Source organism: Streptomyces sp. L500 (assembly GCF_054551825.1).
In genome coordinates this window covers 199,523-226,182 of the sequence record NZ_JBTOLC010000001.1, presented here as the reverse complement: position 1 = coordinate 226,182, position 26,660 = coordinate 199,523, and the positions used below count along the sequence as shown (strand labels likewise).

33 protein-coding genes are annotated in these 26,660 nt (G+C 69.3%); 6 read left to right on the top strand and 27 right to left on the bottom strand.

Features of this window, described 5'->3' with window-relative positions; all coding sequences use genetic code 11:
• Positions 1-137 precede the first annotated feature (137 nt).
• The 26 genes from ACX9I7_RS01215 to ACX9I7_RS01090 form a co-directional block, all read right to left on the bottom strand.
• Positions 138-476 (bottom strand): hypothetical protein, encoded by a 339-nt coding sequence (locus tag ACX9I7_RS01215; RefSeq protein ID WP_459386233.1) that lies wholly within the window; start codon positions 474-476, stop codon positions 138-140.
• 57 nt (positions 477-533) lie between these two features.
• Positions 534-830 (bottom strand): hypothetical protein, encoded by a 297-nt coding sequence (locus ACX9I7_RS01210; RefSeq protein ID WP_459386232.1) that lies wholly within the window; start codon positions 828-830, stop codon positions 534-536.
• A 75-nt stretch (positions 831-905) separates the two neighbouring features.
• Entirely contained in the window at positions 906-1,262 is a 357-nt protein-coding gene (locus tag ACX9I7_RS01205; protein ID WP_459386231.1) for a hypothetical protein, read from the bottom strand.
• Positions 1,263-1,312: 50 nt separating this feature from the next.
• Positions 1,313-1,768, bottom strand: a complete 456-nt coding sequence (locus ACX9I7_RS01200) for a hypothetical protein (RefSeq protein ID WP_459386230.1) — start codon at positions 1,766-1,768, stop codon at positions 1,313-1,315.
• 31 nt (positions 1,769-1,799) lie between these two features.
• Positions 1,800-2,336, bottom strand: a complete 537-nt coding sequence (locus tag ACX9I7_RS01195) for a hypothetical protein (protein WP_459386229.1) — start codon at positions 2,334-2,336, stop codon at positions 1,800-1,802.
• A complete protein-coding gene (locus tag ACX9I7_RS01190) occupies positions 2,333-2,758 on the bottom strand; it encodes a hypothetical protein (protein ID WP_459386228.1) in 426 nt (141 codons plus the stop codon). The genes ACX9I7_RS01195 and ACX9I7_RS01190 overlap by 4 nt, the downstream gene beginning before the upstream one ends.
• Positions 2,755-3,147, bottom strand: a complete 393-nt coding sequence (locus ACX9I7_RS01185; RefSeq protein WP_459386227.1) for a hypothetical protein — start codon at positions 3,145-3,147, stop codon at positions 2,755-2,757. Before ACX9I7_RS01185 ends, ACX9I7_RS01190 begins: the two co-directional genes overlap by 4 nt.
• 189 nt (positions 3,148-3,336) lie before the next feature.
• Positions 3,337-4,254 (bottom strand): hypothetical protein, encoded by a 918-nt coding sequence (locus tag ACX9I7_RS01180; RefSeq protein ID WP_459386226.1) that lies wholly within the window; start codon positions 4,252-4,254, stop codon positions 3,337-3,339.
• A gap of 89 nt (positions 4,255-4,343) precedes the next feature.
• On the bottom strand, positions 4,344-5,489 hold the full coding sequence (locus ACX9I7_RS01175) for a PD-(D/E)XK nuclease family protein (RefSeq protein WP_459386225.1): 1,146 nt from the start codon (positions 5,487-5,489) through the stop codon (positions 4,344-4,346).
• Between the two features lie 88 nt (positions 5,490-5,577).
• Entirely contained in the window at positions 5,578-6,666 is a 1,089-nt protein-coding gene (locus ACX9I7_RS01170) for a DEAD/DEAH box helicase family protein (RefSeq protein WP_459386224.1), read from the bottom strand.
• A 40-nt stretch (positions 6,667-6,706) separates the two neighbouring features.
• On the bottom strand, positions 6,707-7,051 hold the full coding sequence (locus ACX9I7_RS01165; protein ID WP_459386223.1) for a hypothetical protein: 345 nt from the start codon (positions 7,049-7,051) through the stop codon (positions 6,707-6,709).
• Between the two features lie 104 nt (positions 7,052-7,155).
• The gene (locus ACX9I7_RS01160; protein ID WP_459386222.1) at positions 7,156-7,743 is read right to left on the bottom strand and encodes a hypothetical protein; all 588 of its coding nucleotides are present in this window, start codon (positions 7,741-7,743) and stop codon (positions 7,156-7,158) included.
• 233 nt (positions 7,744-7,976) lie between these two features.
• The gene (locus tag ACX9I7_RS01155; protein WP_459386221.1) at positions 7,977-8,705 is read right to left on the bottom strand and encodes a class I SAM-dependent methyltransferase; all 729 of its coding nucleotides are present in this window, start codon (positions 8,703-8,705) and stop codon (positions 7,977-7,979) included.
• Positions 8,702-9,265: a class I SAM-dependent methyltransferase gene (locus tag ACX9I7_RS01150; RefSeq protein WP_459386220.1), complete on the bottom strand. Its 564-nt coding sequence runs from the start codon at positions 9,263-9,265 to the stop codon at positions 8,702-8,704. Before ACX9I7_RS01150 ends, ACX9I7_RS01155 begins: the two co-directional genes overlap by 4 nt.
• Before the next feature lie 46 nt (positions 9,266-9,311).
• On the bottom strand, positions 9,312-10,574 hold the full coding sequence (locus tag ACX9I7_RS01145) for an MFS transporter (protein WP_459386219.1): 1,263 nt from the start codon (positions 10,572-10,574) through the stop codon (positions 9,312-9,314).
• Positions 10,571-11,200 carry a hypothetical protein gene (locus ACX9I7_RS01140; protein WP_459386390.1) on the bottom strand — a complete coding sequence of 210 codons (630 nt, stop codon included), beginning with the start codon at positions 11,198-11,200 and terminating at the stop codon, positions 10,571-10,573. Before ACX9I7_RS01140 ends, ACX9I7_RS01145 begins: the two co-directional genes overlap by 4 nt.
• Before the next feature lie 119 nt (positions 11,201-11,319).
• Positions 11,320-13,275, bottom strand: coding sequence for an ABC transporter ATP-binding protein (locus tag ACX9I7_RS01135; protein ID WP_459386218.1), 1,956 nt, complete (start codon positions 13,273-13,275; stop codon positions 11,320-11,322).
• A gap of 395 nt (positions 13,276-13,670) precedes the next feature.
• Positions 13,671-14,309 carry a hypothetical protein gene (locus ACX9I7_RS01130; protein WP_459386217.1) on the bottom strand — a complete coding sequence of 213 codons (639 nt, stop codon included), beginning with the start codon at positions 14,307-14,309 and terminating at the stop codon, positions 13,671-13,673.
• A complete protein-coding gene (locus ACX9I7_RS01125) occupies positions 14,306-14,590 on the bottom strand; it encodes a PTS transporter subunit EIIB (RefSeq protein ID WP_459386216.1) in 285 nt (94 codons plus the stop codon). The genes ACX9I7_RS01130 and ACX9I7_RS01125 overlap by 4 nt, the downstream gene beginning before the upstream one ends.
• 8 nt (positions 14,591-14,598) lie before the next feature.
• Positions 14,599-15,024 (bottom strand): hypothetical protein, encoded by a 426-nt coding sequence (locus ACX9I7_RS01120; protein ID WP_459386215.1) that lies wholly within the window; start codon positions 15,022-15,024, stop codon positions 14,599-14,601.
• 59 nt (positions 15,025-15,083) lie between these two features.
• Positions 15,084-17,111, bottom strand: a complete 2,028-nt coding sequence (locus ACX9I7_RS01115) for a glycosyltransferase family 4 protein (RefSeq protein WP_459386214.1) — start codon at positions 17,109-17,111, stop codon at positions 15,084-15,086.
• A 19-nt stretch (positions 17,112-17,130) separates the two neighbouring features.
• Positions 17,131-18,015, bottom strand: a complete 885-nt coding sequence (locus tag ACX9I7_RS01110) for a glycosyltransferase (protein ID WP_459386213.1) — start codon at positions 18,013-18,015, stop codon at positions 17,131-17,133.
• An 11-nt stretch (positions 18,016-18,026) separates the two neighbouring features.
• A complete protein-coding gene (locus tag ACX9I7_RS01105) occupies positions 18,027-19,034 on the bottom strand; it encodes an endonuclease/exonuclease/phosphatase family protein (protein WP_459386212.1) in 1,008 nt (335 codons plus the stop codon).
• Positions 19,035-19,173: 139 nt separating this feature from the next.
• Complete coding sequence (locus ACX9I7_RS01100) at positions 19,174-19,473, bottom strand: hypothetical protein (protein ID WP_459386211.1); 300 nt, start codon at positions 19,471-19,473, stop codon at positions 19,174-19,176.
• Positions 19,467-20,246, bottom strand: coding sequence for a TauD/TfdA family dioxygenase (locus tag ACX9I7_RS01095; protein ID WP_459386210.1), 780 nt, complete (start codon positions 20,244-20,246; stop codon positions 19,467-19,469). Before ACX9I7_RS01095 ends, ACX9I7_RS01100 begins: the two co-directional genes overlap by 7 nt.
• Before the next feature lie 23 nt (positions 20,247-20,269).
• On the bottom strand, positions 20,270-20,683 hold the full coding sequence (locus tag ACX9I7_RS01090) for an ATP-binding protein (protein ID WP_459386209.1): 414 nt from the start codon (positions 20,681-20,683) through the stop codon (positions 20,270-20,272).
• A 435-nt stretch (positions 20,684-21,118) separates the two neighbouring features.
• On the opposite strand from ACX9I7_RS01090, the gene ACX9I7_RS01085 reads away from it, so the two are divergent.
• On the top strand, positions 21,119-22,468 hold the full coding sequence (locus ACX9I7_RS01085; protein ID WP_459386208.1) for a hypothetical protein: 1,350 nt from the start codon (positions 21,119-21,121) through the stop codon (positions 22,466-22,468).
• 21 nt (positions 22,469-22,489) lie between these two features.
• A complete protein-coding gene (locus tag ACX9I7_RS01080) occupies positions 22,490-23,056 on the top strand; it encodes a GNAT family N-acetyltransferase (RefSeq protein ID WP_459386207.1) in 567 nt (188 codons plus the stop codon).
• Positions 23,057-23,160: 104 nt separating this feature from the next.
• Here the strand turns inward: ACX9I7_RS01080 and ACX9I7_RS01075 are convergent, their stop codons facing one another.
• Positions 23,161-23,553 carry a hypothetical protein gene (locus ACX9I7_RS01075; protein WP_459386206.1) on the bottom strand — a complete coding sequence of 131 codons (393 nt, stop codon included), beginning with the start codon at positions 23,551-23,553 and terminating at the stop codon, positions 23,161-23,163.
• Between the two features lie 196 nt (positions 23,554-23,749).
• Here ACX9I7_RS01075 and ACX9I7_RS01070 point away from each other — a divergent pair, with 196 nt between their 5' ends.
• The 4 genes from ACX9I7_RS01070 to ACX9I7_RS01055 are packed head-to-tail and all read left to right on the top strand — an operon-like array spanning position 23,750 to position 26,652.
• Entirely contained in the window at positions 23,750-24,865 is a 1,116-nt protein-coding gene (locus ACX9I7_RS01070) for a helix-turn-helix domain-containing protein (RefSeq protein ID WP_459386205.1), read from the top strand.
• Positions 24,862-25,533 (top strand): YdcF family protein, encoded by a 672-nt coding sequence (locus ACX9I7_RS01065; protein WP_459386204.1) that lies wholly within the window; start codon positions 24,862-24,864, stop codon positions 25,531-25,533. Before ACX9I7_RS01070 ends, ACX9I7_RS01065 begins: the two co-directional genes overlap by 4 nt.
• On the top strand, positions 25,475-26,494 hold the full coding sequence (locus ACX9I7_RS01060; protein WP_459386203.1) for a WbqC family protein: 1,020 nt from the start codon (positions 25,475-25,477) through the stop codon (positions 26,492-26,494). Before ACX9I7_RS01065 ends, ACX9I7_RS01060 begins: the two co-directional genes overlap by 59 nt.
• Complete coding sequence (locus ACX9I7_RS01055; RefSeq protein ID WP_450298600.1) at positions 26,491-26,652, top strand: hypothetical protein; 162 nt, start codon at positions 26,491-26,493, stop codon at positions 26,650-26,652. Before ACX9I7_RS01060 ends, ACX9I7_RS01055 begins: the two co-directional genes overlap by 4 nt.
• The last annotated feature ends 8 nt before the right edge of the window (positions 26,653-26,660 follow it).

Here is a 26,660-nt window from a genome sequence, read left to right as displayed (position 1 = left end):
GAGGCCGGAGGAGTTCGTCGAGGGCGAGAAGCTTCATGTCGGGTGTCACGTTGACCTCTTCAAAGTCGAGCTGATCACGGTTGCGCGGGGAGGAGCTGGGGGGAAGGGTGGGCCTCGTGGCATGAGACGGTTCGGTCTCAGGCGGCCAGCGGCAGGTTCGACGGCCGGCTGCTCGGCGGGTAGTCCCTGACCGCTTCGTGGACGGCGCGGGCGGCGGTGACGAGGGCGCGGGCCTCGCAGCGGCGACCCAGATGACCGAGCGCGCACGCTTCGAACATGGTCGGCCACTGCCACGCGGGGATGCGGTCGGCAAATTCTTCGAAGGAGTGGTGCTGCTGCGCGGGGTCGCGGCGGGCCCACGCGCGGTAGACGACGTGCAGAACGGAGCTGGTGGCCTGCCGGACCTGGGGCGGGGTGAGGCGGAGGTCGCGGATGATGTCCGCGGCTTCCAGGAGGAGCAAGTGCTTGGCGAGCACGGAGGATCCTTACGGGCTTGGAGGGGCGCATGCTCCTGAGGGGCGTGCGGCGGAGGCTCAGCAGTGGGTGAAGCCGAAGAACAACCAGCGAGGTTCAGAGCCGGTCAGGCGCAGGGCGCCGGCGAGCCCGGTCATGCCTTCAAGGCGCTGGTCGCTGTCGCGGATCAACTGACGTGCGAAGACTGCGGCTTCCCCGGGAGTCCGTTCCTCGAAGTCGACGAGGATCGCCCCGACTATCCGAGCGAGGCTCTCGGCGTGGGGATCGTGCCCGCGTTCCTCCGCAGCCGCGCGGACGGCGCTGAAGGCGGTTTGGAGGTCGGGGCCGCTGGCTTCGGCGTAGAAGGAGCACGCCATGGGCGCACCTGCTTTCGGTTCGTGTGGGCGTGACTCGGCCCGCCCTGCAGGGGGCGGGCCGGCGGAGATGGTTCTTCAGAGGATGGTTAGGCGGGGGCGGCCTGTGGCCCGGACACGGGGCAACCGGCGGCGCTTCCGTTCGCCTCCTCGGACGGGGCCCGCCTGGGCGTTGTCGCGTCCGCTGACCAGGCCGACGGCCACCTTTTCGAAGTCGCGGAAGTCTTGCGGCTTGAGGGTGCAGATCCACTGGTGCATCTCCTCGTTGCTCGCGCCGTTCTTCTCGTGACGGGCGGCGTAGAGTCGCCAGGCGATGGTTGTCACGTCCATCTCCAGGCGGGCCGCGGCGACGGCGAACGGCTCAGGAAGCTCGTGCAGCCGGGCGATGGCGGCCACTTTGTGGGGATCCGGCACGTAGTTGTTCAGCGTGAGCATTGCTGCCTTCCTTGTCATTGACTGGTAGAGGGCTGCCCTCCGCCCCGCGCTCAGGCGGCGGCGAGTTCCCCGCCGTGGCCGCTGAAATTGCGGATGTTCGCTCGCCCGGCGCGACGCGAGAGCGCGCGCATCTCCGATGCCCGGCACAGCCCGCACAGCGGCTCCTTCAACTCGCGGTGCTTGCGCCGACCGGTCCCCTCGCCGCAGATTCCCGCGAGCGAGGGCGGCTTGGACAGTTCGGGGGCGGACTCGGCCGCGGCGACGATCTGGCCGTTGACCCACAGCCGGGCCGCGCACACGCCGTCGAAGCCTTCCTTCGGCCGCACCCGCTCGTAGCAGGCGGCCACGAACGGGCATTGCTCGGCGCAGCCCCGCATCAGGGGGCCGGCTAGCGCGACCAGCTGCTTCCGGTCGCGCAGGAGCTTCTCGTCGGGCAGCACGTACTCGGTGACTCCTGCGCAGGGGGCGCTGGAGGTCCAGGCGGTCGAGGCGGTGGAAGTGATCACGGGGTGGGGGGCTTTCGTGACGGCGGGCGGGTCAGAAGAGGGTGGGGGAGATGGCTGGCGGGGGCAGGATCGCGTCCCGGGCGCCGACGGCGGCAAGACGGAGGTCGTGAAGGCGCCGCGTCCACGGATCGGCGAACACTTGCGCCCAGATCTCTGATGTGCGAAATGGTGTGTGCGAGGGGTGGTACGTGCGCTCGTGGTCCCGTATGGCGTGCACTCGGGCGTGCAGTCGGCCGTAGCGCACCGGCGTGGCGCGCTCGGCGATGTACGCGGCGACTTCGGTCCAGGACACGTCGAGGCTTCGCTGCCCGGTGTCGGTGACCACTGAGTACCTGAAGCCGTTCGGGGACGGCGCCCACGTGGCCAGGGCGCCCGCATCTGGCTCGCCCGGCAACCTGCGGGCCGACAGGGGGCGGTCGCCTTCCCTGAGCTTGTCCGCTCCCCAGAGCAGGCGCTCGCCGGCGTTGCCGAGGTCGATGAAGTCGAGCAATTCGGTGGGGTCGTCGAACAGGTCCCGCACCGCCATGAGGAAGTCCGAGGAGAGGAAATCTGATCCGGGCTGATTCATGCCAGCGCCGCCGCTTCGCACTCTTCGCAGAAATCAGAGCAGTAGGTGGTGGCGCCTTGCTCCTGCCCCAGCCCGCAAGCGCCGCAGTTCGCCCAGTCGCGCACCGTGAACGTGACCCGGCTGCTGCCGCAGTCCTGGCAGGCCACGCTATGAACGCGTTCACCGGTCTTGGCGTTGCTGTAGCCGAGCAGGCGTACGTGCGCGTTCCCGTAGTCGAGGTCCGGCAAGTCCGGCTGGGTCTGGTTCAGGTAGAGCCACATCTGGTGGATGAGGGAACGCTGACGCGCTTCCGGGCGGGATTCGCAGGTGGTTACCCAGTAGGAGCCGCTGGTCTCGGGGCTGGTGGCGGGGTCGGCGGCCTCGTGGAAGGTGATCTCCCAAACGGCGTGCAGCCCGGCGGTGTTCTTGAGCGTGACCGTCACAGTGCAGCCGCCTTCGAGCAGGCGCCGAGGTGGGCCATGCCGGCCGAGACCATCGGGGCGACGTTCAGGGTGGCGCTGTGGTAGTGACCGGTGGAGACCGTGTCGTAGACGGTGCACCGCCAAGGTGTCCCAGGCTCGTCTTCGGCCGTGTGGGAGAGGTGCCAGCCGGTAAGGGCGTCGCGGTTCCAGGGCAGCGCGTCGTCGCTGGCGACGATCAGCAGCGAGCCGTCCGAGACGGTGGCGCACACGGCCAGGCCCCCGCGGGTTTCCACGTATGCGGGGAGCCCGGCCGTCTCGAAGGCGTCGATCACGTCTCCGTACAGCTCGACAGCTTGGTGTTCATCGGGCCCGTAGCAGGCTCGGATCTTCTCGACGTCGGCGGCAACCATCACGAAAACCTCTCCAAGGTGATTCGCAGCTACATATTTAAGGTCGATGCTTGAGCTTCGGCCCTCATTGCCGCGTGGCGCCGATAGGTCGATAGCTTCGGAATCGAAGAGAGGTGACCCTCTCCGGCATGGTTATATTTTAGTACCTACGCTCTGGATGGGCAAACTTGCACCACTATAGGCAGCTACCTATTTGGAGCTGTGGGTGACCCCCGGCCCGTTGCGAGGCCGCCACTCTTCCCGCGCTTCTGCTGCCCGCTCGGAGACGCGAGCCCGGCCTTCGGCCCACGCGGCTCTCGCCGTCTCCGACATGGGCCTGTGTCGGACCGATTCGAAGAGGCGTTCATCCGCTTCCCGCGCGGCCTGCCTGGCTCGCTCCTTCTGTGCCTGCTGCTCCTGCTCCGCCTTTGCGCGCGGACTTGTGCCGCACGCCCGACATGATCTGCCAGGGGCATCACCGTGAGCGCGGCACCGCGAACCGGTCGAGTCGGGAGTGCGAGCCGCTGCTTCCGCACCGGCCTCCTGCGGCCAGGTCTCGGCAGGCTCTTGGGTCTTCGCTGTCGAGGGCTTCACGCCCCCCTCCTTATCGGCGGCAGGGTCCTCCGTTGCGTCTGCCACGGGGGTAGGGGGGATCTCCTCTGGATATTCGGTATGGGTATTAGTAATAAAGCCTGGTTCACCTACGCCTGGTTCACCTACGCCTGAAAACCCGTCTTCGGTGGGCGCGCTCTCAGTCATTTCACGGTCCAGCTTGCGACCGAGCTTGCGAGCCAGCCGACGCGCTTCCTTATCCCCGTACTCCGTCGCAACCCACTCCTGCGCCGTGTCGTAGACCTCGGTGTAGCGGCATACCTTCCCGTCGGCCCCACGGCCATCCACCACCCGGTAGTAGCCAATTTCCTTCAGCTCCTGCACGGCCTTCCTGACCGCGTCCCGCCCCTCCTTGCCCTCCCGGGCTATGGCGTCCGTACGGGCCATCCAGTCATCCGGCTTCGCGATGAGAAAGGCGAGGATGCCCCGGGCGCGGAAGGACAGGCGGGAGTCCTCGAGCGTCGCTGTCGGCAGCACTGCGAAGCCGGTGCTCAGGTGGCGGCGCAGAATGGTCACGGAACATGCCTCCGGGGGCGGTGCTGGGGGGAAAGGCGGGAATGCGGACGAGGACCCCGCACCCTCGGTGCGGGGCCGTCAGGAGGGCGTCAGGCGGCCTTGTTGGGGGCGCGGGTGACGCTGATCGTCCGAGGGGTCTTCTTGCCGGCGGCCTTGCGCATCGGAATGACCAAGCCGGCACGACGGGCGATCTTCACCATCTGATCGACGTTCGGGACCAAGGGCACAAGGATCTCGGCCTCATCGAAGAGGTCGACGAGCGCCTGAATATCGGGCTCTTCCTTCTCCTGGCCGCCGCCCCAGCCGAGCCGGTTCGCCCCGTACACGCCTTCCGGGGAGTCGTCGATCATGGCGCGGCGCTTCTCCTGGCGCTTCTTGGCCGCGCTGATCCGCTCGCGGTCGCGCACGTAGCCGGTCAGAACCTCGGCACGGTGGTCATCGTCATGCACGAGCATCGTCTGAACAGGGCGTCCGGGCGCGGTACCGGGCCAGCAGGCCGACGCCCACGGGCAGAAGTCGCACAGGTTCTTCGTCGGCAGCCCCGGCCCATCGTGGTCGCGGGACAGCTCCTCCGGCGAGCCGGCCTCAAGGACTTGGTCGACCCACCAGCGGGCCTGATCCGCCAGCCACGGGTCAAACGGGAACTCGCTGATGTGCTCTTCCCCGGTGTCGCGGCACACGAAGCGGAAGCGGATGCGCTGCACGTCCAGGGGGCCAATGCGATGCAGGTACCGCTGTCCTGGGACGTCGGCGAAGCCCACGGTGCGCAGCAGATCGGCGTAGAGCAAGACCTGACGCATCTCGGCCGCCGACGGCCCGTAGCGCAGGACGCGTTCCCACACGCGGGTCGACTTCGTCTTCACGTCCTCCACCGTCACCACATCGGCCGGGGCCACGGGCCGGTGGCGCTTGGGGAGCCGGGCGGCTGTGGCCTCGTCCAGCTGCACCACGTCGATGTGCCCGCGGATCCGGGAGTCGGCAACGGAACGCTCGACGAGCCACCCGTACTCCGTGCGCGCGGACTCCAGCAGCCCGGCGTGGATGTAGGTGCCGAGGATCGCCGCCCGCATGTCGGGGGTGTCTGTGTGCGGCACCTGGTGCACGACGTAGCCGGCCCGGCGCTGGCACACGGTGTCCGAAGCGCCCAGCTGCTTCTGCCGCGAGCGGGGTCTGCGCGCGTCAACGGCCGTGGCGGCCGTCCATATCGATATCTCGCCAGGGGCGAGGGTTGTCACGGTCACGAAAGTCTCCAAGAAGCATGCCGGGGCCCGCCCGCGCAGGCGGGCCCCGGCAGGAAAGAGGTGGGGAAGGTCAGAGGCCGGACTACCAGTCGGGGTCGCCGTGGAAGGGGTCCGCTTCGGCCCGCGCCTGCTCGGCGGCGGCCCGCAACCTGGCCGCGTCACTCGTGGGATCGTGCAGCTGCGGCGGGTTACGCAGCTCCGCCGCGGCGCGTTCGATCGCCACGCGGACCACACCGACTTCGTCGCGCGTCAGGTCCTTGTCGGCGACGGCTTCCTGCCACACAGCGGTGAGCCCGTCGAGACCGTCGCGATTGGCAATCTCCTCGACCTTCCTGATCCACGACTGAGCGAGGTCACCGGCCAACGGCGGCGTCTGTGGGAGGTCGTTGTGCGGCTCGAACTGCATCAAGTCGAAGATCAGGGTGTCGAGCGTGACGCCCTTCAGGTCTTTGGGCTTGCCCTCGCGTGGAACCTGGAAGGTCAGCGACCGTGCGCTGACCACGTAGAGGTGGTCATCTCCCCGGAGGGTGCGGACCCACAGTGTGGCGTCGAAGATCAGCGACTTGTGCCCTTCGACCTGCCAAGTCTTCGTGCCGTCGACCGGCTTGCCGGCTTCGTTGATGGTGGGGATCTCTTTGTTGCGGGCTATGAGGATCACGATGGCGGGCATCGTGCGCACCAGGTGCATGACCCGTTCCCACCGCTCGGTGGTGTCGTCCCACAAGTTCATGGCAGGCCGGAGCTCGGCGTCGGGGTCGAACCTCAGCTTGTGCTGCCCCGCGTTGCTGCGCCGGGCGCGCTGGTGAGTCCAGTGAACGAGCATCCGCCACAGCTGAGAAACCGAGTCGATGATCAGTACGACAGGCTTCTCGCCCGCCGCTGCGGTCCGCTTGGCTTCCGCGTGGACCGCCTCCAGCTGCTCAAGGATGTCCCGGAACGTGCCATTGTGCTGGATGATCGCGTAGTCCGCGCCGTCCACGGCCCCGTACTCATCGGCCGTGTCCTCGCCGAGCTCCAGCCAGTACGCCGTGCCGACGCGCGAGGAGCCGGTGAACGCGGCGGCGCCGAGGGCGGGGCTGCCCTTCTCGTCCGCGTCCCACAGCACTCTCGGCCAGGGAACAGTGGCGCTCGGCTTGCGTGTCCGCAGCTTGGGGGCGGGGTTCGGGTTCATGCCTTCTCCAAGAGGTCGAAGTTAAAGGCAGCTACATATTTCAGGGGCGGTGGAGACGCCGGGTCTCGAACACCGCTGACCACTCGGGATGCCGCTGGAGCAGGAGCCTCACGTAGCGCGATCGAAAGTCGTTGTTGAGCCGCCAGGGCTCCTTGCCTGCCGTCGCGCGCCCGTACTGCCAGCGCAGTACCTCGAAGAGCATCCCGATCCCGACCCGCTTGCTGCCGTGGGTGAGGCAGTCGGCCGTCAAGGCTTCCAGCTTGTCGCAGATCCAGGGGTTGAGCTCGTGGAATGCCTCGAACCGCTCCTGGATGCTCACCTCGCTCCCGACCGGTGCGGGGTAGCGCAGTGGCGCGATGGGCAGCTCAAGCTGCAACGAGTCCATAGTCGTCCCCTCCGTGAAACGTAGGTACCTATTTTGCGCTACAGGATCGGGCGGTCGTCGACCGCCCTCCTGTAGTTATATTCTAGTACCCGAATGGGGGGTGATCAACTCATTTCGGCGTCAGCCGCCTTCTCCGCGTGCATCCCACGGCTAGAGGCGGCAGAACCCGGGCCGGTATACGTGCCGTCGAGCAGTGCAGCGGCCACGTCCTCACGTATGCTCCACGCCCCCGTCCGGGACGCCTTGGCTGCCTCCTCGGCATAGCCCAGCACCGTCTCCACAAACCACACTGCGGAGCCCGACACCTTGTAATCCGGAGGCGCGACGAGGCGCGAATTCCGCTTCGCGTACGTCGAGATCTGCGGGTGGGTCACTCGGTACAGCTCCGCGTACTCGTGCGCCCCCATCAGTCGCGGGAGCTCGCCCTTCGAGGCCGGCTCCCAGTTCGCCCCCTGCTCCTCCTTGAGGGCGGCCAGGACGGACTGGTTCAGCTGACGGCCGTTGGCCCCCTCGGGCAACGCGAAGCTGATGGCCACGCCACCCGGCCACACGTACTTCCCCGACACGATCACCGCGTCGTCGTACGACACCAGACCCCGCGGCACCCATCGCGCATTGATCGCGTTATCGGCCACGCCGTACAGCCGTGCCCACTCCTTGCGCCCCACCAGCAGGGGCTTACGGCCTTCCACGACAACTCCATCCACTCAAATCAGAGGGTCCAGAATATAGGGATAGGAGCCGGAGCCCTCCGTCCGTTACATTCCGTTGCCGCTGTTACGCTGGGGTCACCTTCCAAGAGGTACGCCGAGGCCGCCGCAGAGACGCACGGGGGCCTTCGTGTTTCGTTCAACCCCGTCAGGTCGAGCACTGTCCCCGTGAAGCCCCGCTGAACATGGCAGCCCCGGGGCCCGGCGGTGTCGGCTCAACTGTGCTGACGGCGAGCGGCGATCAGGGTGCAGGCAACCGGATTGCTCGACTCGGGCGCCCGCAGCACCCAGATGTGCTCCACGAGGAAGCCTGCTTCGACCAGCAGGTCCTCCCACAGCAAGGGGCTGAGCACCCACATGCGCACGGTCAGCTCGCCCCCGCCGGTCAAGGGGAGGATCTCGTCCCGTGGGGCGACTGTGACCTCCGGCCCGGCCCCGTCCTTGTTCGTGTGCAGCACCGAGAAGACGAGACTCCCGCCTTCCCGCACGCGGGGAGCCAGGGCTTCCAGGAACGGGTGCGGATCGATGTATCCGAGGCCGTGCACCGAGTACGCGACGTCGTAGTCCGGCGACCTCTCCTGCCGAAGGAACTCCACGGCATCGGCCTGGACGAAGCCCACGCCGGGGACGTCGCCGTAGCGGGCCGTAGCGCGCAGGTACTGGGTGGGCGAGACTTCTACCGCGTCGACGAACGCTTCGTGGACGCGGGCGAGGTACGCGGGGTAGCGGCCCGTGCCGGAGCCAATATCGAGCGCCCGCTTCCCGGCCAGGTCGCCCAGGACCTCGGCGCCGGGCCCGGTGCCCCAAAACCCCCAGTCGAGCCGCTCAGGCTCCGAAAGGGAGGTGCCACGCTCAAGGTGGTGCTTCCCGTACATGATCCATGCCTGCTCGTTCAGCGCCGCATCATCCATCGCAGACTCCCCTTCCTTCACGCCGGAGTTCACGGTCTCAGAGCGAAGCACCGCATGGTGTCCAAGTCCGAGGCAGATGCGACGGACCACCCGCTGATCAGCAACTCCTCCTCGGTACCGGTGATTCCGATCGATGCACGCTCGGGGGGAACCCGATCTGCCATGGGTGTGACGACCCAGAACAGTCCCCCGGGGACAAGCAGGCTGCGGACCTGGTTGAGGAAGCCGGGCTTGTCCTTGATGAAGGCGTAGACCAGCCGCGCGGTGATCAGGGCGTAGGCGTGCTCCGGCAAGGGCGGCGGGTGTGGCGCTTCGATATCACCACAGCAGAAGGTGACCCTGTCCTCGTCCGTCTCGTCGGCTGCGAGCGCGATCGCGGTGGGTGCGCAGTCGAGGGCCGTTGTGTCGTAGCCGAGCCGGGCAAGGTGGCGGGCTAGGGCGCCGTCGCCGCTGCCGATGTCGAGCGCGTACCGGCCCCGGCCGGCCCCGGCGTGCCGGTCGAGGAGAGCAGTCTCCGCTTCGTCGAGCTGCCGGTACCGGTGCCCGGCGGACCACAGGGTGTCCCAGTAGGGGACCGGTTCTTGAATCGTCACCTCTATGCCTCTTTTCCGATGCCCACGGTCAGGGCCTGCTTGTGGTTCATTGCGCGGTGGCGGGGCTCGCGGGCACCTGGTGCATGGTGCGGATGCTGGAGGAGACCAGGACAAGGAAGGGAATCGTGAGAGCCAGGGTGCCGAGGACGAGGGTGTTCCGCAGGCCGAGCCACGTGCCGGCGGCCCCGGCGAGCAGGGCGGCCAGGGGGCGGGTGCCGTAGGTGATCCACTGGCCGGTGGCGAGCATCCGGCCCTGCATGCCGGGGGCGCAGACGGCCTGGCGGATGCTGCGCTGGGTGGACCCCTGCGCGGTGGCGCACCCCATCTGGACGAACAGGCCTGCGGCGATGGCCGCCTGCCCGATGAGGCCGGGCTCGGCGAGCAGCAGGGGCAGTTCGGTGAAGGGGGTGATGGCCAGGGCGGTGAGCATGACCCGGGCCGGCCCGTACCGGTCGACGAGCCATCGGACGGCGAGCGCGCCGACGACCCCGCCAAGAGCCATCACGCTCAGCAGCGTCCCGAGGACGGCCGCGGTGCCGTGCAGATCGCGCAGCAGGTACACGTCCCACAAGGTCGTGAGGAAGGCGAAGGCGCCGGTGTAGGCGGTGCCCGTCAGCAGCAGCGGCCGGATCACCGGGTGCAGCACCACGTACTTCACGCCCTCCGCGATCTCGGTGCGCATCGAACTGTGCCGCTCCGAGCGGTCCGGAGCGGGTTCGGGGGTGCGGATGCTGCCGAGGAGGAGCGCGCAGGCCAGGTAGGAGGCGACGTCCAGGTAGACGGCGCGCGCGGCTCCCAGGATGGCGACGACTGCGCCGCCGAGCTGGGCCCCGGCGCTGTCGGCCAAGGAGGAGACGGCGCCGACCTTGGCGTTCGCCTCCAGCAACTGCTCGCGGGGGAGCAAGGACGGCAGGTAGCTGATCCTTGGGGTGGATCCAATGAGGCCGGCGGCCGAGGTCAGCAGCGCCACCGCGTACAGCAGTTCCAGCGACAGGTAGCCAGCGGCATCCGCGAGGGGGACGGCGGCGAAACCTGCGCCGCACACGAGCACCGCGCCGATCATCAGGGGGCGCTTGCGGTGGCGGTCGGCGAGCGCCCCGGCGGGAAGGGCGACCAGCAGGGGCGGCAGCCGCTCGGCGAACGACAGCAACGACACCTCCCACACACTGGCGTGCAGGGAGACGATAGCGATCAGCGGCAGCGCGACCGAGGTGACGCCGCTGCCCACGATGTCGACCGCGGACGCCGACCAGTACCGGACGAAGTCCCCGTGCCGCCACAGGCTCCTTCCCGCCGGGGCGCTGCTCACCGGGCGTCGCTCCTCTCCTCAGTGTCGGCCGGCTTGCGCGGGCCGGGCACCGCAGCGTCGTACTGGCGGGCCTGCATCTCGTACAGCTCACGTACGGAGGGTGCGGTGGCGTAGGTGAACGGTTCGCAGACGTCGGTGCTGTGATGGCTGGCTGCGGCGAGGGCGGCGGTCAGGCGTTCGCGTGCCCCCAGGTTCGCGGTTGCTGTGGCATGGAGGGCGCCGAGGGCGAATTCGTTGCCGCAGCCGACGGCCGCGTATTCATCGGCGGGCTCGGCTACCTGGTAGTCCGCGTAGACGATGAAGAGGCGTCCGTGAATTCCGACGAGGAACGTGCCGGCCTTCTCCTGCTCGGATTCCTTACGTGCCCAGCCTGCTTCTTTCAGGCAGGTGCGCAGTTTGTTGACGAACCGGGTCGTCATGAAGCTGTCGAGGTCGCCTTTGGGTTTGGGTGCCTTGAAGGCGTGGTGCAGGAGCTGGCCCATGCGGAAGCTGCCGCAAAAGCCCAGGACATAGGGGCCGTTGCGGAATACCTTGGGGTCTTTGCGGATGGTGAGTCTGCATCCGGAGATGCCGGCGGAGTCCCCGCCGATGTGGACCCGGTCTTCTTCGATGAGCCCGACGATCACGGTCAAGGTGCACCCTCCTGTCGTTCCTGGTCGAGTTCGTAGAGCATCGTGTCGGGGCCGAGGCCGAGGGCCGAGGTGTGCGCCCGCCTGTAATGCGCGGCCCCCTCCGGCCCTCGACATCAGGCGTCTGCTGGTGAGCCCTTCCTGGCAGCGGGTACGGTCCCGTTGCGGTACTGGGCGGCCTGGAGTTCGTACATTTCCCGGTAGTGGCCGCCGGTGAGGGCCGTCAGCTCGGCGTGCGAGCCGGACTCGAGCAGCCGTCCCTTGTTGAGGACGTGGATCACGTCCGCGTTGGCCGTGGCGGCGAGCCGGTGGGTGATGAGCAGCACGGTGGTGATGCCGTCGTCGGTGAAGGAGCGCAGTGACTCGAACATGTCGATCTCGGCTTTCGGGTCGAGCGCGGCGGTCGGCTCGTCGACGATCAGCAGGTCGCGTTCGCGGTAGACGGCGCGTGAGACGCCGATGCGCTGCCACTGGCCTCCCGAGAGCCGCACGCCGCGTTCGAAGTCCTTGACGGCGATGGAGTCCCACCCGTGGGGCAGTTCTTCGACCACGGTGCGGATGTCGGCCCGTTCGGCTGCGGCTTCGATCTTTTCCTGGTTCAGCGGCCGGCCGGCGTCGCCGATGTGGATGTTGGCCCGGACGGTCATGGGCCAGCAGTCGACGTCCTGCGGGAGCAGGGCGACCCGGTCGAAGACGCTTTCGCGGTTGGCCTGAAGAATGTTGACGCCGTTGTAGGAGACGGTCCCTGCGGTGGGCAGGTAGAGGCCGGCGATGAGGCCGGCGAGCGTGGTCTTGCCCGAGCCGTTCTCGCCGACCAGGGCGACCACCTTGCCCTTGGGGATGGTGAGCGACACCTCTTGGAGCGCGTCGCGTTCGGCGCCGGGGTAGCGGAAGGTGACGTCCTGGAGGACGACTTCGACGCCCTGGCCCTCGACGCTGGCGCCGTGGTCGGGGATGGCGTGCTGGGCGCCGAGCTGGATGGCGTTGTTCATGTCGGTCAGGTACAGCGACTCCTCGCACATGTGGTTGAGCTGGGTGACGATCTGGTTGAGGTAGCCGGTGGCGTTGCGGATCGCCAGCACCGCTGTCCCGGCCGCGGCGAGTGGCATGCCGCCGACGACCAGCAGCCACCACAGCAGTCCGTAGGCGACGATGCGGGCGGTGCCGGACATGGCGGCCGTAACGACCTCTGTCTTCGCCTCGGCGCGCGCCAGGCGGGCCTTCTCCGCCGCCGCGGTGCGGCCCATGTCTTCCTGCGCGTGGATCAGCAACCGCCCGGCACCATGGACCCGCAGTTCCGGGGTCGCGCCGGCCCGGGTGATCGGCCAGAGCAGGACGTCGGTGGCACGGCGGTGGTCGATCCAGGCGTGCTGAGAGGCGTAGGCGCGGCGCATGACGACGACCGCGCCCCACCAGCGCGGTGCCGCGATGAGCAGAAGTGCGGCGAGCAGCAGGGGGTGCAGTGCGGCGAGGACGATGCCGGCGGCCCCCAGGCTCATCAGACCGCTGATGATCCATACCGAGCTCGACAGCATGCGCCGTACGGAGTCGGTGCCGTACTGGCCGAGCGCGAGCTGACGGTGGATGTCCTTGTCTTCCATCGCGGACATTTCGACCCGCGTCATCATGCCGTAGTACGCCGTCCGGCACGACAGCTCGATCTTCGGATACAGGCGCCCCTCGACCTGGACGATCAGACATCCCAGGAGCACTGACCCGGCCGAGGAAGCACCGCCGAGCAGGAGCGCGGGCAGGGCCTCGCGCAGCTTGTCCGGGGTGGGCCCATCGGCGAAGAGGTGCACCAGCACCTGGTTCGTCGCCACGAGCAGGAACGCCGACATCGCGCCGGAGGCCAGTTGCGCGGTCACCAGCACGACCAGGGCGCGGGGATCTTCACGCCACGCGATGCGGCCGATCATCGCGAGCATGCTGGGGAACTGGCGGGCCATGGCCCAAAAGCTCATGCGCAACAACGGGTCGGAGTACTTCGCCCATGCCTTGTCGTGCCGCAGCGCGCCGGAGAACAGCAGAATCTCGCTCTCCGACAACGGAGCCCGCTTCGGTTTTGTCACGCTCGCCTCCCCGTGGCCGTCCCGGCGCGGCGACCAGTTGCCTGGTCGTGTTCGAATCTCAAACGCACCCCTGTGGCATTTGTGAACCGATCCTGGTGGTGATGCACTACGCCTCCTCGTTGACGGGCGGGTCGGACGAGTGATCGGAAAACGGCCCCCGGATGGGTGTGGTCACGGCCTCTCGGGGGCGGTTTGTCGTTCAGGAATTCGAGTAGTCGTCAAGTGGCTCCTGGGCGCTGGGCGGGCGGTCTGCCGGTCGGTGTGCGATTCACTCGGGCGTGGCCGCTCACCCGATTCGGGACTTGTGTTGCTGATGGAAACGGCAGGGCTGATGCCTCTGCCCGCCCATCCCCGGGCAGGCGGTGGTTACGGATTTGCGTGTCGACGGGTGACGCTCACGGCACTGCTGTCGCTGGCGCCGGGCCGGCTGCTGTGGGGCAACGGGCTGTCGCGTCCGCACCCCGCCTGATGCCTTGCTCGATCTTCTTCGGGCCCCTCGGACGGGCGTAGACGCCCAGCTGCCAGGCACGGCGGATGGCGTGGCCTGGGGTGTGGGCGTTGAGCTTGGCCATGAGGTACTTCTGGTCGCGTGCTACCTGGTTGCGGGTGACGACGTACGGCTGATGCAGCGTTCGCAGCGGGAGAGCGGCGGCGTAGGAGGCGAGCACGTTCAGCTCCCCGGGCGTCAGCTCGGGACGCTCGCCACGGGCAGGGGCGGGCAGCGGGAAGGCAGGGTGCTGGTACGCGGCGTGGATCAGGGCGGGGGTACGTCCGGGGACGCGCAGCACGCGTGATGCCGCCTGGAGCACGCGCTGGACTTCCTGCCGTGTGATGCCCATGTCTTCGGCGACGCCTGCGTGGAGGTTGCCGAGGGCGAGCAGGGTGAGGGCCACGCGTTGCCGGGGCTCAAGCAGCGGGGCCGCCCGCAGCGCCTGCAGTTCGTGCTCCTCGCCGTCGGGGAAGCGGTAGTTCAGGGCGAGGAACGGGTCGGTGTGCACCGGATGCTCGAGCCGGGAGGCGGCGCCGGTGCTCATTCCTGCTCCGCTTCCGCCAGGGCTTCCGCCACGGCGACGTTGATCAGCAGGGAGAGGGTGGCCGCGGTGTAGTGGCCGACGACGATGTCGATCTCGCTGTCGGGCCGTTTGATGATGCCGAGCACGATGCGGTGGTCGTGCAGGGCGTGACCCCGCACGGCGTACAAGTCACGGACGGCCACGCGCAGGCGGGTGGCGCAGTAGTCGGCGTCGGTGGCGATGTTCGCGGGGCCGCCGAGGAGGACGAGGAGCTCGGCGGCGGCCTGGGCGGAAGTGTTCATCGTGGTCGTCACCGGTGCCCCCACAGGTGCACTGCGGTGTTGATCTCGGAGAAGGGGATGACTTCTTGTTCGCCCCAGTAGGAGTCGGCGCCGAGGTGGGTGAGCAGGTGGGCCAGGCGCATCTGGTGGTCGAGCCACGTGCCGGGCCGGCGCAGGCTCCGTGTGGTCGAGGTGGGCAGGTGCCGGTGGTGGCGGTCGAGCGCCACCCGCCACTGGTGCACCAGCTCGCCGGGCACCGAGCGGCGCGCGGGGTCGGCAATGTAGGTGCGGATCGTCTCGACGGTCCGGCTCAGCTCGTTGGCCGTTCCCGGGGGAGGCGGGGCGGCCAGGGCCAGGAGCAGTTCCCGGTTCCTGGCCTCCTCGGCCGGTACCCCGGCCTCCACCAGGGCGCGCGCCGATTCGCCGGGGCCGGGCTCGGCCTGGGGGGTGGTCATGGGGGGCTGCTCCTCGCGTTCGGGAATGGTGCTGTCCAGGGGATGGGGCCGGGGCGTGGTCATGTGTGGTCCAGGAGGGTGGCGTCGTCGGTGAGGTAGCCGAGCAGGCCGGGCAGCGCCGCTGTGGCCTTCTCCACCAGGTGAGCGGGCTGGTCGTCCTGCAGAGCCCAGCGGGCGTAGTGCGCGCCGTGCCAGGCGACATGAGTGAGGTCCACCGCCCGGCCGCAGACTTCCTGGTAGGCGGACCAGATCTCGCCCCAGTGCCCGTCGGCGGCATGGTGGACGTAGAGGACGGCCAGGTCCTCATCCGGACACCCCACCCCGCACGCGGAGAAGTCCGTGACCACAGGAAGGGACGCCGGATCCGGCCCGAGGAACACGGTGGCGGCGTGGAGGTTGCCGTGGACGAACGACATCCCGCACCCGTTGCGGTGATGACCGCTGCGCCGCAGCACGCTCAGCAGACGCAGGCGGTCGGGGCGTCGAGTGGTCTCCAGCGACATCCGGGACCGGCTCAGGCGCGGCACCCCCGCCCACGTCTCCTCCGGGAGGCGGTGGAGGTAGCCGGCGGTGCTTCCCAGGAGTCGCGCTCCCGCGGGCTTGTCCTCAACTTCCCTGATTGGCGTGCCGGATACCGGGGTGAGGCTGACCCAGGACACGGAGCCGGGGAAGGCCGCCTGGCCGGTGACGCGGGGAACGGTGATGTGCCCGCAGGATGCCGCGGTCCGTAGCCCGGCGATGGTCCGCTCCGCCGTTTGGCGTGGCCACCGGAAGAACACGGTCAGGACGGCGCGAGGGACCGTGAAGGTCACCCGGCCGCCCTCGAAGCTGCTGACCTGCGGTGGGAAATGCACTCCAAGGCGGCAGGAGGCGCCCATCCGGGCGCAGTCGACGGCAGCATCCCCCATCGCATCCGGCCCCGCCTCGACGTGGTCGGCGGGTCGAGTACGCCCCGGGCCGGGATGAAGGGCGAGCCAGCCCGGAGGGCGTGCGGACAGCATCCGGGCCCCCGCCGAGGCCTTGAGCCCGGCCCGCTCGGGCCGCACGGACCGGTAGGCGGAGGCCGCCCGCTCGGCGATGCGAGCCCAGGACAGCATCTGTTCTATGCGGCGATGCCCGTGGAGGCCCAGAGCCCGGCGCAGTGCCGGGTCCTTGCGCAGCCTGGCGAGAAGTTCCGGGAGGTCGGCCAGGTCCGGCTCGTCGGAGATGATCATGGCGCCGGTGTTCTCGAGGCCGGTAGCCGCCTGCCGGGTGGCGATGACGGGCAGGCCCGCGGCCATGTAGGCCAGGATCTGTGCACGCATCCCCGAGGGTTCGCTGTGCGCGGCGATGCCGACCGAGCCCTGGGCGAGCGCGGCAGGCAGATTCGGCACGGGCCCGTGCAGCGTCAGCCGGGGCAGCAGGGTGCGCATCGGCGCCGGGTAGCGGCCGTAGACCGAAACCGGCACGTCCTCGGGAAGACAACTGTTGAGGGTGGCCAGGGCCTGGGCGTTGCTCGCCCGGGTGAAGTCGGCGGCGACCACGACAGGCCCTCTCGGATTACCCCCCGCAGCCGCCCGCCGGGGCACGGCGCCGCAGGGCAGGTGCATCACCTGCCCGGCCCCCGCGTCGATGGCGTACTGGGCATCGTCGCTGGTGAACGCCACTACCGCATCGGCCAGCCGCAGGGCCTCGCCCTGGACCACGCCGTCGTGCATCCCCCCGGCGGCGCCCACGCTCGACAGAGCGGGCACGCGTTCTTGGGCGTGCATCTCGTACACCAGCGCACAGCCGGCCGCATCAGCCAGCTGCCGGCCGCTGCGCACGAGGAGGGCGCTGTCGGAGATCACCAGCACATCAGGCCGCGCCTTGCGCGTCAGGCGCTTGAGCTGCCCGTGCTTGGGGTCGTAGTAGTCCTCGTGCGTGAGGTAGTGGACGGGGAAGGGCCAGCTGTCGGTGGGGGTGGAGTCGCGGTTGATGTCGTACAGCAGCATCGACACCTCGACGTGGTGCTTGCCTTCGGCCAGGTGCCGGTTCAGCTCCAGCGCGCGGCTCGCGGCGGCGTTCAGCGGCAAGGAGCGGACGAACCCGTCCGTCGCACAGATCATCACAACCCGCAAAGAACGGTCAGACACGGCAAGGCACCCCCTGCCGCGAGCCGTTGCGCCGCAGCTTCCAGGCGCCCGTGCGGTGTCCGACGGCGCGGGCCGTCCCGGCGACCACGGACAACAACCAGGTCCGCGAGAAGCCGTCGCGCAGCGGGGCGGCTCCTCGCAGCGGGTACTGCGGGAGGTTCGCCGACGGCACGCTGTGTGCGGCGCGGGCCAGAGCGAGCCCCTGCCACCAGGCGCGCCGAGCGACTGCGAGCAGCGTCAGGTCACGGTCGTTGATGACGCGGCGCACCATCGCCCGCGGGTCCAGCAGGGCGAACTCGCCGGCCGCCTGGGTGCGCAGCATGGTCAGCAGGTCCTCGCACAGCACGAAGCGGCCACCGGCGTTGAAGTCGGTGTCGAAGCGCAGAACCGCCGAGCGGGGCATGCCCAGGTTGCAGCTGGCCAGCAGCCACGGCCCGAACACCTCCGTCGGCTCGCTCGGCCACCGCGTGGGCATGAACAGCGACAGCACTCCCTTGCTGAGCCGAGGGCCGGTGGCGGTCGGGTAATCGGGCAGAACCTGCCCGCCCGCCAGCGCAGCCCCGCTGTTGGCCAGGGCCCGCACCATGGTGCTGACCCAGGTCGGGCCGGGCACGACCTCCGGGGCGGCCACCAAGATCCATTCCCCGGCGGCGGCGTCGATCCCTCGGTTGTGGGCGCAGGCCAGGCTCGGCTGCGTCTCGTGGATCAAGGTCACGGGCATCGGATAGGCCATGTAGTGCGCGCGGGCCAGGGTGGGACGGGTGTTGGCGTCGACGATGACCACGTCGAGGGGGCCGAGGTAGTCCTGGCGGGAAAGCTGGTGCAGCAGCCGGTGCAGGTCCCGCACCTGGTCCCGCACCACGATCACGACACTCACCGCGCCGCCCATCACCGCGCACCCCCGGGCGTGGCGAGGGACACCTCGACGGGCAGGTGATCCGACAAGCTGCGGGTGACGGCGGTGTCGTGGGTGGTGACGGCTCGGACACTCGGGGCGGCGAGGCGGTTGGCGAGGATGAAGTCCGATCGGTGATCGATGAGCTCTTCCTGCCGCCAGTAGCCGGCCGTGCGGGCCGGGGCGGAGCCGAGCAAGCGGTAAGGGTCGGCGAACCCGGCGGCGGACAGCAGCTGGATCGCCCGCCGGTCCGTCGCCCCGAAACCCCCGTCCGCGTCGAGGTGGCAGTGACGGGAGCGGAGATTGGCCGGGATCTGCGACCACTCCGGTTCAAGATCAAGAACACCGATCGTGTTCAGATCGCCTGGGAGCAGCACCCGCTGGCCGTTGCCCTCGTAGGAGTCGGCGTAGCCGGTCAGCCACCGCGCCTCGGCCAGCCGCTCCTCCCCACCCAGAAATGACAGGTGGGTGGCCAGGATGACCCACGGCCGCGGGTCATCTCGCAGATAGACGGTGGCCCGCCCGAGCCCGTGGTAGAAGAGGCCCCGGCAGGCGTCCGGGTCGTAGGAGGCCACCCGTACGGTCTCGGGCCGGTAGAGCACCGCGAGGTGATTGCCCCGCCCGTGCTGGGAGAGCACGGGTGGGAGCGCCACCATGCGCAGAGTGTTGGCCAGCTCCCACAGCCGCCACCAGCCGCCCTCATCCCACCGCCGCAGCTCCTGGAGCACCAACACGTCCGGCTTGCGCGCCTTCAGGAACTTCGTCTGCCCCCGGCGCCGGTGCTCGCTCCCGTCGGCGTCAATCCCGCCGGTGAGGGTGTTGTAGGTCAGGATCCGCGCGGTCGTCTCGGACACCTCACCGGGCGGCACCGGACTCGGCTTGGCGGGCAGGGCGCTGGTGCTGGGGTGAACGATCGGAGGCGGGACCGGGGAGAGTACACGGCCGGGCGGCGGAGGTTCGCAGGAGAGGTCGTGCCGGGTGCTCGGGGAAGGCGCGGGCATGAAGTAGTCCTTCGTCGGTACGGGATCTGCGCTGAGACGGCCGGGACGGGACTGGCCGTGGGTGGTGAGCCGCCCGGTGGTTCGGGCCCCGCCAGCGCGTGCGGAGCTTGGGTCTTCCGGACGGACGATGCAGCGAGGGCTAGTGGAGGGCGGACAGCAGCACGCCGATCCCGAATACGGCCGGCAGGCCGTACAGCAGGAGCATCCGTCTGCCCGTCCGGGGGCGCCGGTGCCGGGCCTGGGCATGACGCCTGGGCAGCCGGGGTGGAGGGGGATGCCAGGCGGGCAGTTCGAGGGTGGGCTCGTCGGGCGGCCCGGGATCCCACCGGTGCAGGGCGTCCCACAGACGCTCCAGGGTCTCCGCGGAGACGGGCTCCGTCTCCCGCAGCGCCTGCCGGAAGCCCAGGGCGGCTACTTCGCTGCGCTCGCGGTTCACCACGTGCTCACCTCCGGCCAGGTCTCGCTGTCCGGAGGCGGAAGCGGCTGTCCTTCGGCGCGCAAGAAGAGCCGGTTTCCGGTGAACGCTGTCCGGCCGTGCAACCAGCGAGCGTTGTCCAGCAGGACGGCCTCGCCGGGGCGCAAGGAGATCGCCTGCTGATGCCGCGCCAGCACGGAGCGCAGCACCGGCACGTACGGCTGCGTCTGCTCCAGCCACCGGAGGACCCCGTCCTGCCGTACGCGCACGGCGTCGAGCTGGCCGGCCAAGAGCTTGAAGACCGGCGCGTAGAACGACTCAGCCCCGAGACCGAAGTACGCAGCCCTCGGCAGGGACAAGGCATGCGCGGCGTCCGGCCGCGACCGCAGAAGATCAACGTAGAGGGCCCGGCCGTCGGCCAGCAGCACCTCCCCGCCCGTCCGCCCCTTCTGAACGCAGGCCAGCAGGATCAGGCGCGGCGGCCAGCGCAGCGCGGCCCCGCACGTGTGCAGATCCACCGGGCCACGGGTGTGGACCGCGCCGTCGATACGGTGCGCGTGCTCGCGCGTGTCGCATATCCCGTGCAGCCCGTACGGCTCCTCCCCCTGGTACTGACTGGTGTCCATCACCTGAGCGGCGCCATCGGAGATGTCCTGCGCCGTCGCGAGCCCGGTCAAGGTCACCAGACCGGTTCGTTCAAGCCGATCGGCGATGACCTGACGTGCATCGTCGTCCCAGCCGGTGACCAGATGGGCCTTGAACAGTCGCGCATTACGGCGCTGACCGTTGACGGCCACGCGCGCTTCGGCGCGGGCAGGACTCACCGCGCACCCCGGCTCTCCGCCGCCTCGACGTAGGCCCACACCGAGTGATGCCCATTGCCAAGCCGTCGCCAGCCCCAGCCTTGTCCGAGTTCCTCGACGAGGTGCAGTCCCCGGCCGTGCTCTGCTTCGCCATCCGCGGTCCGGCCGCCTGTCCAGGCGGCGAACGACGGGGTCTGACGGCAGTTGTTGCTGCCGCCGTCCTCGACCTCGACCAGGACGGCCCCGTGCTCCTCAACGACTTGGAGGCCGATCTCACCGGGCGCGGCGTGCCGGAGGGCGTTGCTCAGCAGTTCGCTGACGATCAGCTCGGCGCGCTCGACGATGTCGGTGGTGATGCCCCAGTGGGTGAGCAGCCTGGAGACGGCGTGGCGGGCCTGGCTGATGGCCTCACGGCGAGGAGCGATGCCCATGGCCGCCGCACGGTTGGCGCGCAGACGGGGGCGTTTGCGCAGGGCCGGGGCCTGGCGAGGAGCCTCGGAGGGCCCGCTTCGGGGCGCGAGGGGCGGTCGCTCCGGCGACGACGCCGTAGCCGGAGCCGCCCGCCTGCCGGTGTGATGTCTCGTGCCGGGTGCCACGACTGACGGCGTCACTTGGACTCCCTGATCTGGCAGATGGATCCGGACGTGCGATCTCCGGAAGTAGTAGGAACAGCCTGGTAGGGGCGGGTGGCCGTCTCCATCCCCGTTCCGCCCTCGCCTTCGTCCGGGATTCCGCGGGCCAGCCTCGGAATCCCCTCGGACTTCCCTCGGAATCGATAAATGCCGTGTCCTCAGGGCAGGTTGATGAGGTAGTCGTTCTACCGTCAGGGGCACGGATTCATCGGATACACGGGACGAGGGGGTGTAATGCGCACCTTGTTCAGACGGCTGCTCGAAGAGGCCGGGATGCAGGATTACCGCGTGTTCCTGCCGCGCTTCAAAGAGGCTGCCGTCGAGCTGGCAGGAATGGAGCGGGATGCGGGCTTGAGGAGCCTGGAGCCCGCGCTGAAGACGTTCGAGGCGTGGTTTTACAACGGCCGGTTCCCGCAGAAGGACGCCCGCCGGGTGCTCAGCCACATGACCGGCTACAGCATCGAGCAACTGTGGAGCACCGCCTCGGACGGCCCTCTGCCCGACCCCGTCCCCCTGTTCGGCGCGACTCCCACCACCGGCCGCACGGAGACCCGTGCGGTGCTGCACGAGATGAGAAGGACAGCGGACATGGCCGCAAAGCGCGCGAGGGACTTCGCCATGGGAGCGGAGCGAGGCCACATCGGCCCGGAAACCCTCGGATTCCTCAAGGACCGCGTGGAGACGATCGTCCTCCAGTACCCGCGGGTCCCCCTGGCCGCGATCTGGGACGAGATCGCCGAAGCCCAGGACGACTGCTTCCGCCTCATTGAAGGCGGCCGGGCCAGGCCCACCCAGGCCCGCGAACTCCACATGATGGCGGCACTGCTGTCGTTCCACATGGCCAAGGGCTGCCACGACATGGGCGACGCGCAGAACGCCATGATCCAGGCCCGCACCGCCGGCGTCTGCGCCCAGCAGGCCGAGCACGCTGGGCTGATCGCCCTGACCTTCGGCCTCAAATCGCTGATCACCTACTGGTCCAACAAGGGCACCGAGGCCCTGCACTACGCCCGCCAGGGCGCGGCCGAATGCCCTGGCCTCCGGGGCACGGTGGCCGTGTGGCTGGCCGGCCTCGAAGCACGCGCCGCCGCCCTCTTGGGCGACGAACAGGCCGCCCGCACCGCCCTGCGCCGCGCACACGAGCTCCGGGATCATGTGGAGTTCGACGACCTCGACCACCTCGGCGGGCTGCTCACCTTCCCCGAGGCCAAGCACTTGTACTACACCGTCGAGTCCGAGGTCCTGCTCGGCAACGGCAGCACCCAGATAGCGGCCCTCGCCGAGCAGGCCGTGCACGGGTTCAGTGACCCCGACGCCCCGGACTGGGCGTTCGGCGACCTGGCCGGCGCCCAGTGCAACCTCGCCCTCACCCGCCTCCACAGCGGCGAGGTCGACGGAGTAGCCGAAGCCATCCGGCCCGTCCTCGACCTCACCCCCGCCCAACGCAACCGCGGCATCATCGTCTCCGCCGACCGCGTCAGCACCGCCCTCCTCCGAAGCCCCGCTCGCGACGCCGTCACCGCTCAGGACCTGCGCGCCGAAATCGAGGCGTACGGCTCCAGCAGGCGGGCGCTGCCGAGCTGATCCCCGGTAGAGTCCGCTGGCATGTACCCGGTCAGCCGCCACAGCCAGCGCCTGGAGCTCCGCGAACTCACCATCGACGACGTGGACGCGGTCCTCGCGATCTACGGCAGCCCCGAGGCCACCGAGCACCTGTCCTTCACACCGCGCTCCCGCCAGGACGTCGGGCACATCGTCGCCCGCTCGATCGCCTCTGCGACGGCTGCACCGCGCACCGAGTTCTGCCTTGCCGTCGTCGAACGGGACACCAGCGACCTGATCGGGTACGGTCGGCTGGCCACCGACCCGCACCAACAGCAAGCTGCCACCGTTGGGTTCGCCCTGCGCCCCGATGCATGGGGTGTCGGGTACGGTGCCGAAACCGTCCGGCTCCTGCTCGCCCTGGCCTTCGAGGACCTGGGCCTTCACCGGGTGTGGGGGGCGCGCTCGCCGTTGAACGTTGCCTCGGCGCGCGCCATGGAGAAGGTGGGCATGGTCGAGGAGGGCCGCATCCGCGGGCATGTCCTCAAGGCCGGTCGGTGGCGGGACTCCGTCGTCCACGCCATCCTGACCGACGAGTGGACGAACAGCAGGATCGGCGAGGCTCTCTAGCCGAGCCCAGCGCGGAGGCTGCGGGTTCCGGAGGCTCACGGGGCCCATCGCCGCGCCTGCCGACCCGAGCGAAGGCCACCGTTCGGCCATGGGAATGCCGGGGGTCATGACTCGGCCTCTAGCGCCGGTGTGGGGCCGTATTCACGATGCTGGTGCGGGGCGTCCTTGCGGACCATCAGCAGGCGGGCACCGGCCGCCGCGATGCGTTTGCCCCTCGCCGTGGCTATGCTCCTCGGGCCCAGGTGGGAGGCGGAGGGCAGCACGACTCCGTAGGCGCCGGGCAACCCCAGTGCGCCCATCAGCCCGTTGAACGCAGCCGAGTCGACCTCGTGGACACGTTCGGTGAACAGCCCGGACAAGGTCAGCTCGTGCCGGCGGCAGTACTCGACCAACGACTGTTCCAGGGCCGCCCCACGGGCCGGGGGGACATTGACCAGTCGCAGGAAGCCGTACACGACCGGGCCGCGGACATGGCGGTGCTCGGTGAGGGGTTCCATAGAGGTATCCCGTCCAGAAGGTCAAGGGGTGGCGAAACCGGCAGGGCACCCGGCGAATAAGCGGCTATGACCTGCCTGTTGAAGCGTCCTCCGTAGTCGACGGCGGGGAAATGACGCGGTGTTGCACTTGCGTTGCACTTCCGTTCCCCCGCATGCGTGTGCCGTGCTTGCATGAGCTCTCGGAAGGGAGCGACGCGTGGCGACCGTGCATCACTGGACCGGCCTGGAGGCGCGGGCCCTGCGGCTTGCCCTGCGGATGAGCGTCCGCGTGTTCGCCCTGAAGCTCGGTGTTGCCGTGAGGACCGTGTCCAACTGGGACAAGTACCTGGCCGAGACGGTGCCCCGCCCGGACACGCAGGCGATCTTGGACACTGCCCTCGCCCGCGCGGACGCGGCAGCGCACCTGCGATTCGAGACGTTCCTCTCCGAAGCCGGCGGGCCGCCCCAGGCCACCCCCCGCGTCACCTCCGCGGGCCCCCGGGCCTGGGAGTACGAATCGTGGACCGACGACCTGGAGCGGGTCGTCGTTGGCTTGAGCCGCCAGAGCTTTGCCTTCGCCGACAACCTGCTGGGCCGGTGGCTGAACCGCTTCCGCCCCAACGAGCTGGACGAAAAGGGCCTGTATCTCCTCGCCCGCTCCACGGCCCTCATGGGCGACCTCAAACGCGATCAAGGGGCGGTGGTCGGACCGCTCTCAGCCCAGCACGCGTATACCGGGGCCCGCTCGATCTTCACCCAGCTCGACATTCCCCGACGCGTCGCCCAGCTCGACCTCTCCCTGGCCGTGGTCGCCGAGATGTCCGGCAGCCTGGAGATCGCCGCCCGTCACTACGAGCACTTGGCCGTCGATGACCGGCTCGCCCGCCGGGATCGCGCGCGGGCCCGTTTGTGGGTCGGGACCGCGCTGAGCAAGGAGGGCGAGCACGACTATGCGGCCCGCGTCATGCTCGCCGCGACCCGTGACTTCGAAGAACTCGGCGAGCCGGACGACTGGTCCGTCGCCCACCAGAAACTTGCCCTCGCCCACCGAGGCGCCGGCGACCTGAGCAAAGCCCTGCACTTCATCGGCGTCGCCCGCGCGACAGGAGCGACCGACTCGCCGATGCAGCGTGTGCGCCTGGACACCGCCCACGGACACATCCTGCTGTCCGACCCCGCCACCCGGGATGATGGCCTGACGGCCCTCGATCAGGCCGCGAAGCTGGCCGCTCAGTACGGCATGAGCCACCAGCTGGCCAGCATCGAGAGCATCCGGCAGACCGCGGGGGCAACCAGCACCGGCGGCGGTGACCAAGGAGAGAGACGCCAGTGACGACGGACATCCAGCGGGGCATCACCGACGACCAGCGCAAGCGGGCCAAGCTGATCTGGGACTACCACCAGATGGGCCACGAACTCCGGCCGGCGGACGCCGCGATCGGCCTGGGCAGCCACGACCTGGGCGTCCCCGTCTTCTGCGCCGAGCTGTACCGGGCCGGACTCTTCCCCACCCTCGTCTTCTCCGGCGGACCCAACCCCACCCACCCCGGCCGATTCCCCCGGGGCGAGGCCGTCCACTTCCGCGAGCATGCCCTCGCCCTGGGCGTCCCCGACGACGCGGTCCTGCTGGAGCCCAAAGCCCGCAACACCGGCCAGAACATCACCTTCTCCCGCGACGTCCTGGCCGCCGCCGGCATCGCCGTGAAGACCGTGCTGCTGGTCTCCATGCCCTATATGGAACGACGGGCCTTTGCCACCGCCCGCAAGGTCTGGCCCGAGGCGGAGATCATCTGCGCCTCGGCGCCACTGGAGTTCGACGACTACTTGAAGACGATCGGTGACGAGAAGCTCGTCGTCGATCAGCTCGTGGGTGATCTACAGCGGGTGATCGAGTATCCGAAGCTCGACTTCGCTATCGAGCAGGACGTCCCGGAGGACGTACATGCTGCCTATCAATCTCTCCTCGAAGACGGCTTCGACAGCCGCCTGCTTACCCCTTGAACCGCCGCCGGGCGGGCTGTGTGCCATCCATCAGCCCAACTTCTTCCCCCGGCTCTCGACGTTGGCCAAGCTGTTCGCGGCGGACTGCTGGATCGTCCTTGACGACGTCCAGTTCACCCGCCGCGACTACCAGCACCGCACCCGCCTCGCTGCCCTGGACGAACCCGCTCACCGCTGGTGGCTGTCCATCCCGTCTCATCTCCCCCAAGGCCGCCGCACCACAGTCGGCGAGGTCGTCATGGCCGAACCCGTCCGGTCCCGGCAACGGACCGCGCGAACGCTCCAGCAGCACTACGGATCCAGCCCCCACTGGCCCGCGTTCCGGCAGGCCATGGCCGCCGTTCTCGACGCCTTCGCCACCAGCGACCGGACCGCCGCGGTCGCCGAAGCATCCGCACGCGCCCTGCTGAACCTTCTCGGCTGGCAGGGCCGCGTCCTCCGCAGCAGCAGCCTCCCGGCCCGGCCGGGACGCTCGCAGCGGCTCGCCGACCTCGCTGCCGCTGTCGGGGCCCACACCTATCTGTGCGGCTCCGGCGGCATGAGCTACCTCGACGCGACCCCCTTCGCCGCCAACGGCATCACCGTCACCCCGTTCGCCGTCCCCGCGACCGGCGTGTGGGATACCGCCTGCGACATCAGCAGCATCTGGGCCCTGATGCGCATCGGCCCCCGCCACCTGGTCGGCGACCTGCAAACCATCAGATCAGGCCAGATCAGGCCGGCGGCAGTACGGGGGGCACTACGAGGCCATCTGGCCAGGGCTGATGCGCTGGGGACTGTCGCCGGTCTGGGCTCGTCGTCGCCCTCCGGCCATTGTGAGCAAACACCGGCTGCAAACGCCTTGCCGCGCAATACCGTCCCTTCATCATTGCTCCGACCCGCGCAAGGAGGCACAGCCACAAGTGCACGACGACGCGGGGAAGGCCCCGCATCGGCACAGCACCAGGAGGAACGCTCATGAACGAGTTCGCACCCCCGCCGAAGCGGGGCCGTACCTTCGAGAAGCTGTTCGCAACCAAGGCCAACCGCAGGGTCCAGTCGCCGGCCGAGACCCACGAGTACAAGAAGAAGGCGGGATCCTCGGACGGCGCGAAGACCTACGACACCACCGCCGTCTGATCCGTCAC

Coding starts and splice junctions, on each gene's coding strand:
- ACX9I7_RS01210 (WP_459386232.1), bottom strand. CDS start 830: ATGGCGTGCTCCTTCTACGCCGAAGCCAGCGGCCCCGACCTCCAAACC.
- ACX9I7_RS01205 (WP_459386231.1), bottom strand. CDS start 1,262: ATGCTCACGCTGAACAACTACGTGCCGGATCCCCACAAAGTGGCCGCC.
- ACX9I7_RS01195 (WP_459386229.1), bottom strand. CDS start 2,336: ATGAATCAGCCCGGATCAGATTTCCTCTCCTCGGACTTCCTCATGGCG.
- ACX9I7_RS01185 (WP_459386227.1), bottom strand. CDS start 3,147: ATGGTTGCCGCCGACGTCGAGAAGATCCGAGCCTGCTACGGGCCCGAT.
- ACX9I7_RS01170 (WP_459386224.1), bottom strand. CDS start 6,666: ATGAACCCGAACCCCGCCCCCAAGCTGCGGACACGCAAGCCGAGCGCC.
- ACX9I7_RS01165 (WP_459386223.1), bottom strand. CDS start 7,051: ATGGACTCGTTGCAGCTTGAGCTGCCCATCGCGCCACTGCGCTACCCC.
- ACX9I7_RS01130 (WP_459386217.1), bottom strand. CDS start 14,309: ATGAGCACCGGCGCCGCCTCCCGGCTCGAGCATCCGGTGCACACCGAC.
- ACX9I7_RS01125 (WP_459386216.1), bottom strand. CDS start 14,590: ATGAACACTTCCGCCCAGGCCGCCGCCGAGCTCCTCGTCCTCCTCGGC.
- ACX9I7_RS01120 (WP_459386215.1), bottom strand. CDS start 15,024: ATGACCACCCCCCAGGCCGAGCCCGGCCCCGGCGAATCGGCGCGCGCC.
- ACX9I7_RS01115 (WP_459386214.1), bottom strand. CDS start 17,111: ATGATCTGTGCGACGGACGGGTTCGTCCGCTCCTTGCCGCTGAACGCC.
- ACX9I7_RS01105 (WP_459386212.1), bottom strand. CDS start 19,034: ATGCCCGCGCCTTCCCCGAGCACCCGGCACGACCTCTCCTGCGAACCT.
- ACX9I7_RS01090 (WP_459386209.1), bottom strand. CDS start 20,683: ATGGGCATCGCTCCTCGCCGTGAGGCCATCAGCCAGGCCCGCCACGCC.
- ACX9I7_RS01085 (WP_459386208.1), top strand. CDS start 21,119: ATGCGCACCTTGTTCAGACGGCTGCTCGAAGAGGCCGGGATGCAGGAT.
- ACX9I7_RS01080 (WP_459386207.1), top strand. CDS start 22,490: ATGTACCCGGTCAGCCGCCACAGCCAGCGCCTGGAGCTCCGCGAACTC.
- ACX9I7_RS01075 (WP_459386206.1), bottom strand. CDS start 23,553: ATGGAACCCCTCACCGAGCACCGCCATGTCCGCGGCCCGGTCGTGTAC.
- ACX9I7_RS01060 (WP_459386203.1), top strand. CDS start 25,475: ATGCTGCCTATCAATCTCTCCTCGAAGACGGCTTCGACAGCCGCCTGC.
- ACX9I7_RS01055 (WP_450298600.1), top strand. CDS start 26,491: ATGAACGAGTTCGCACCCCCGCCGAAGCGGGGCCGTACCTTCGAGAAG.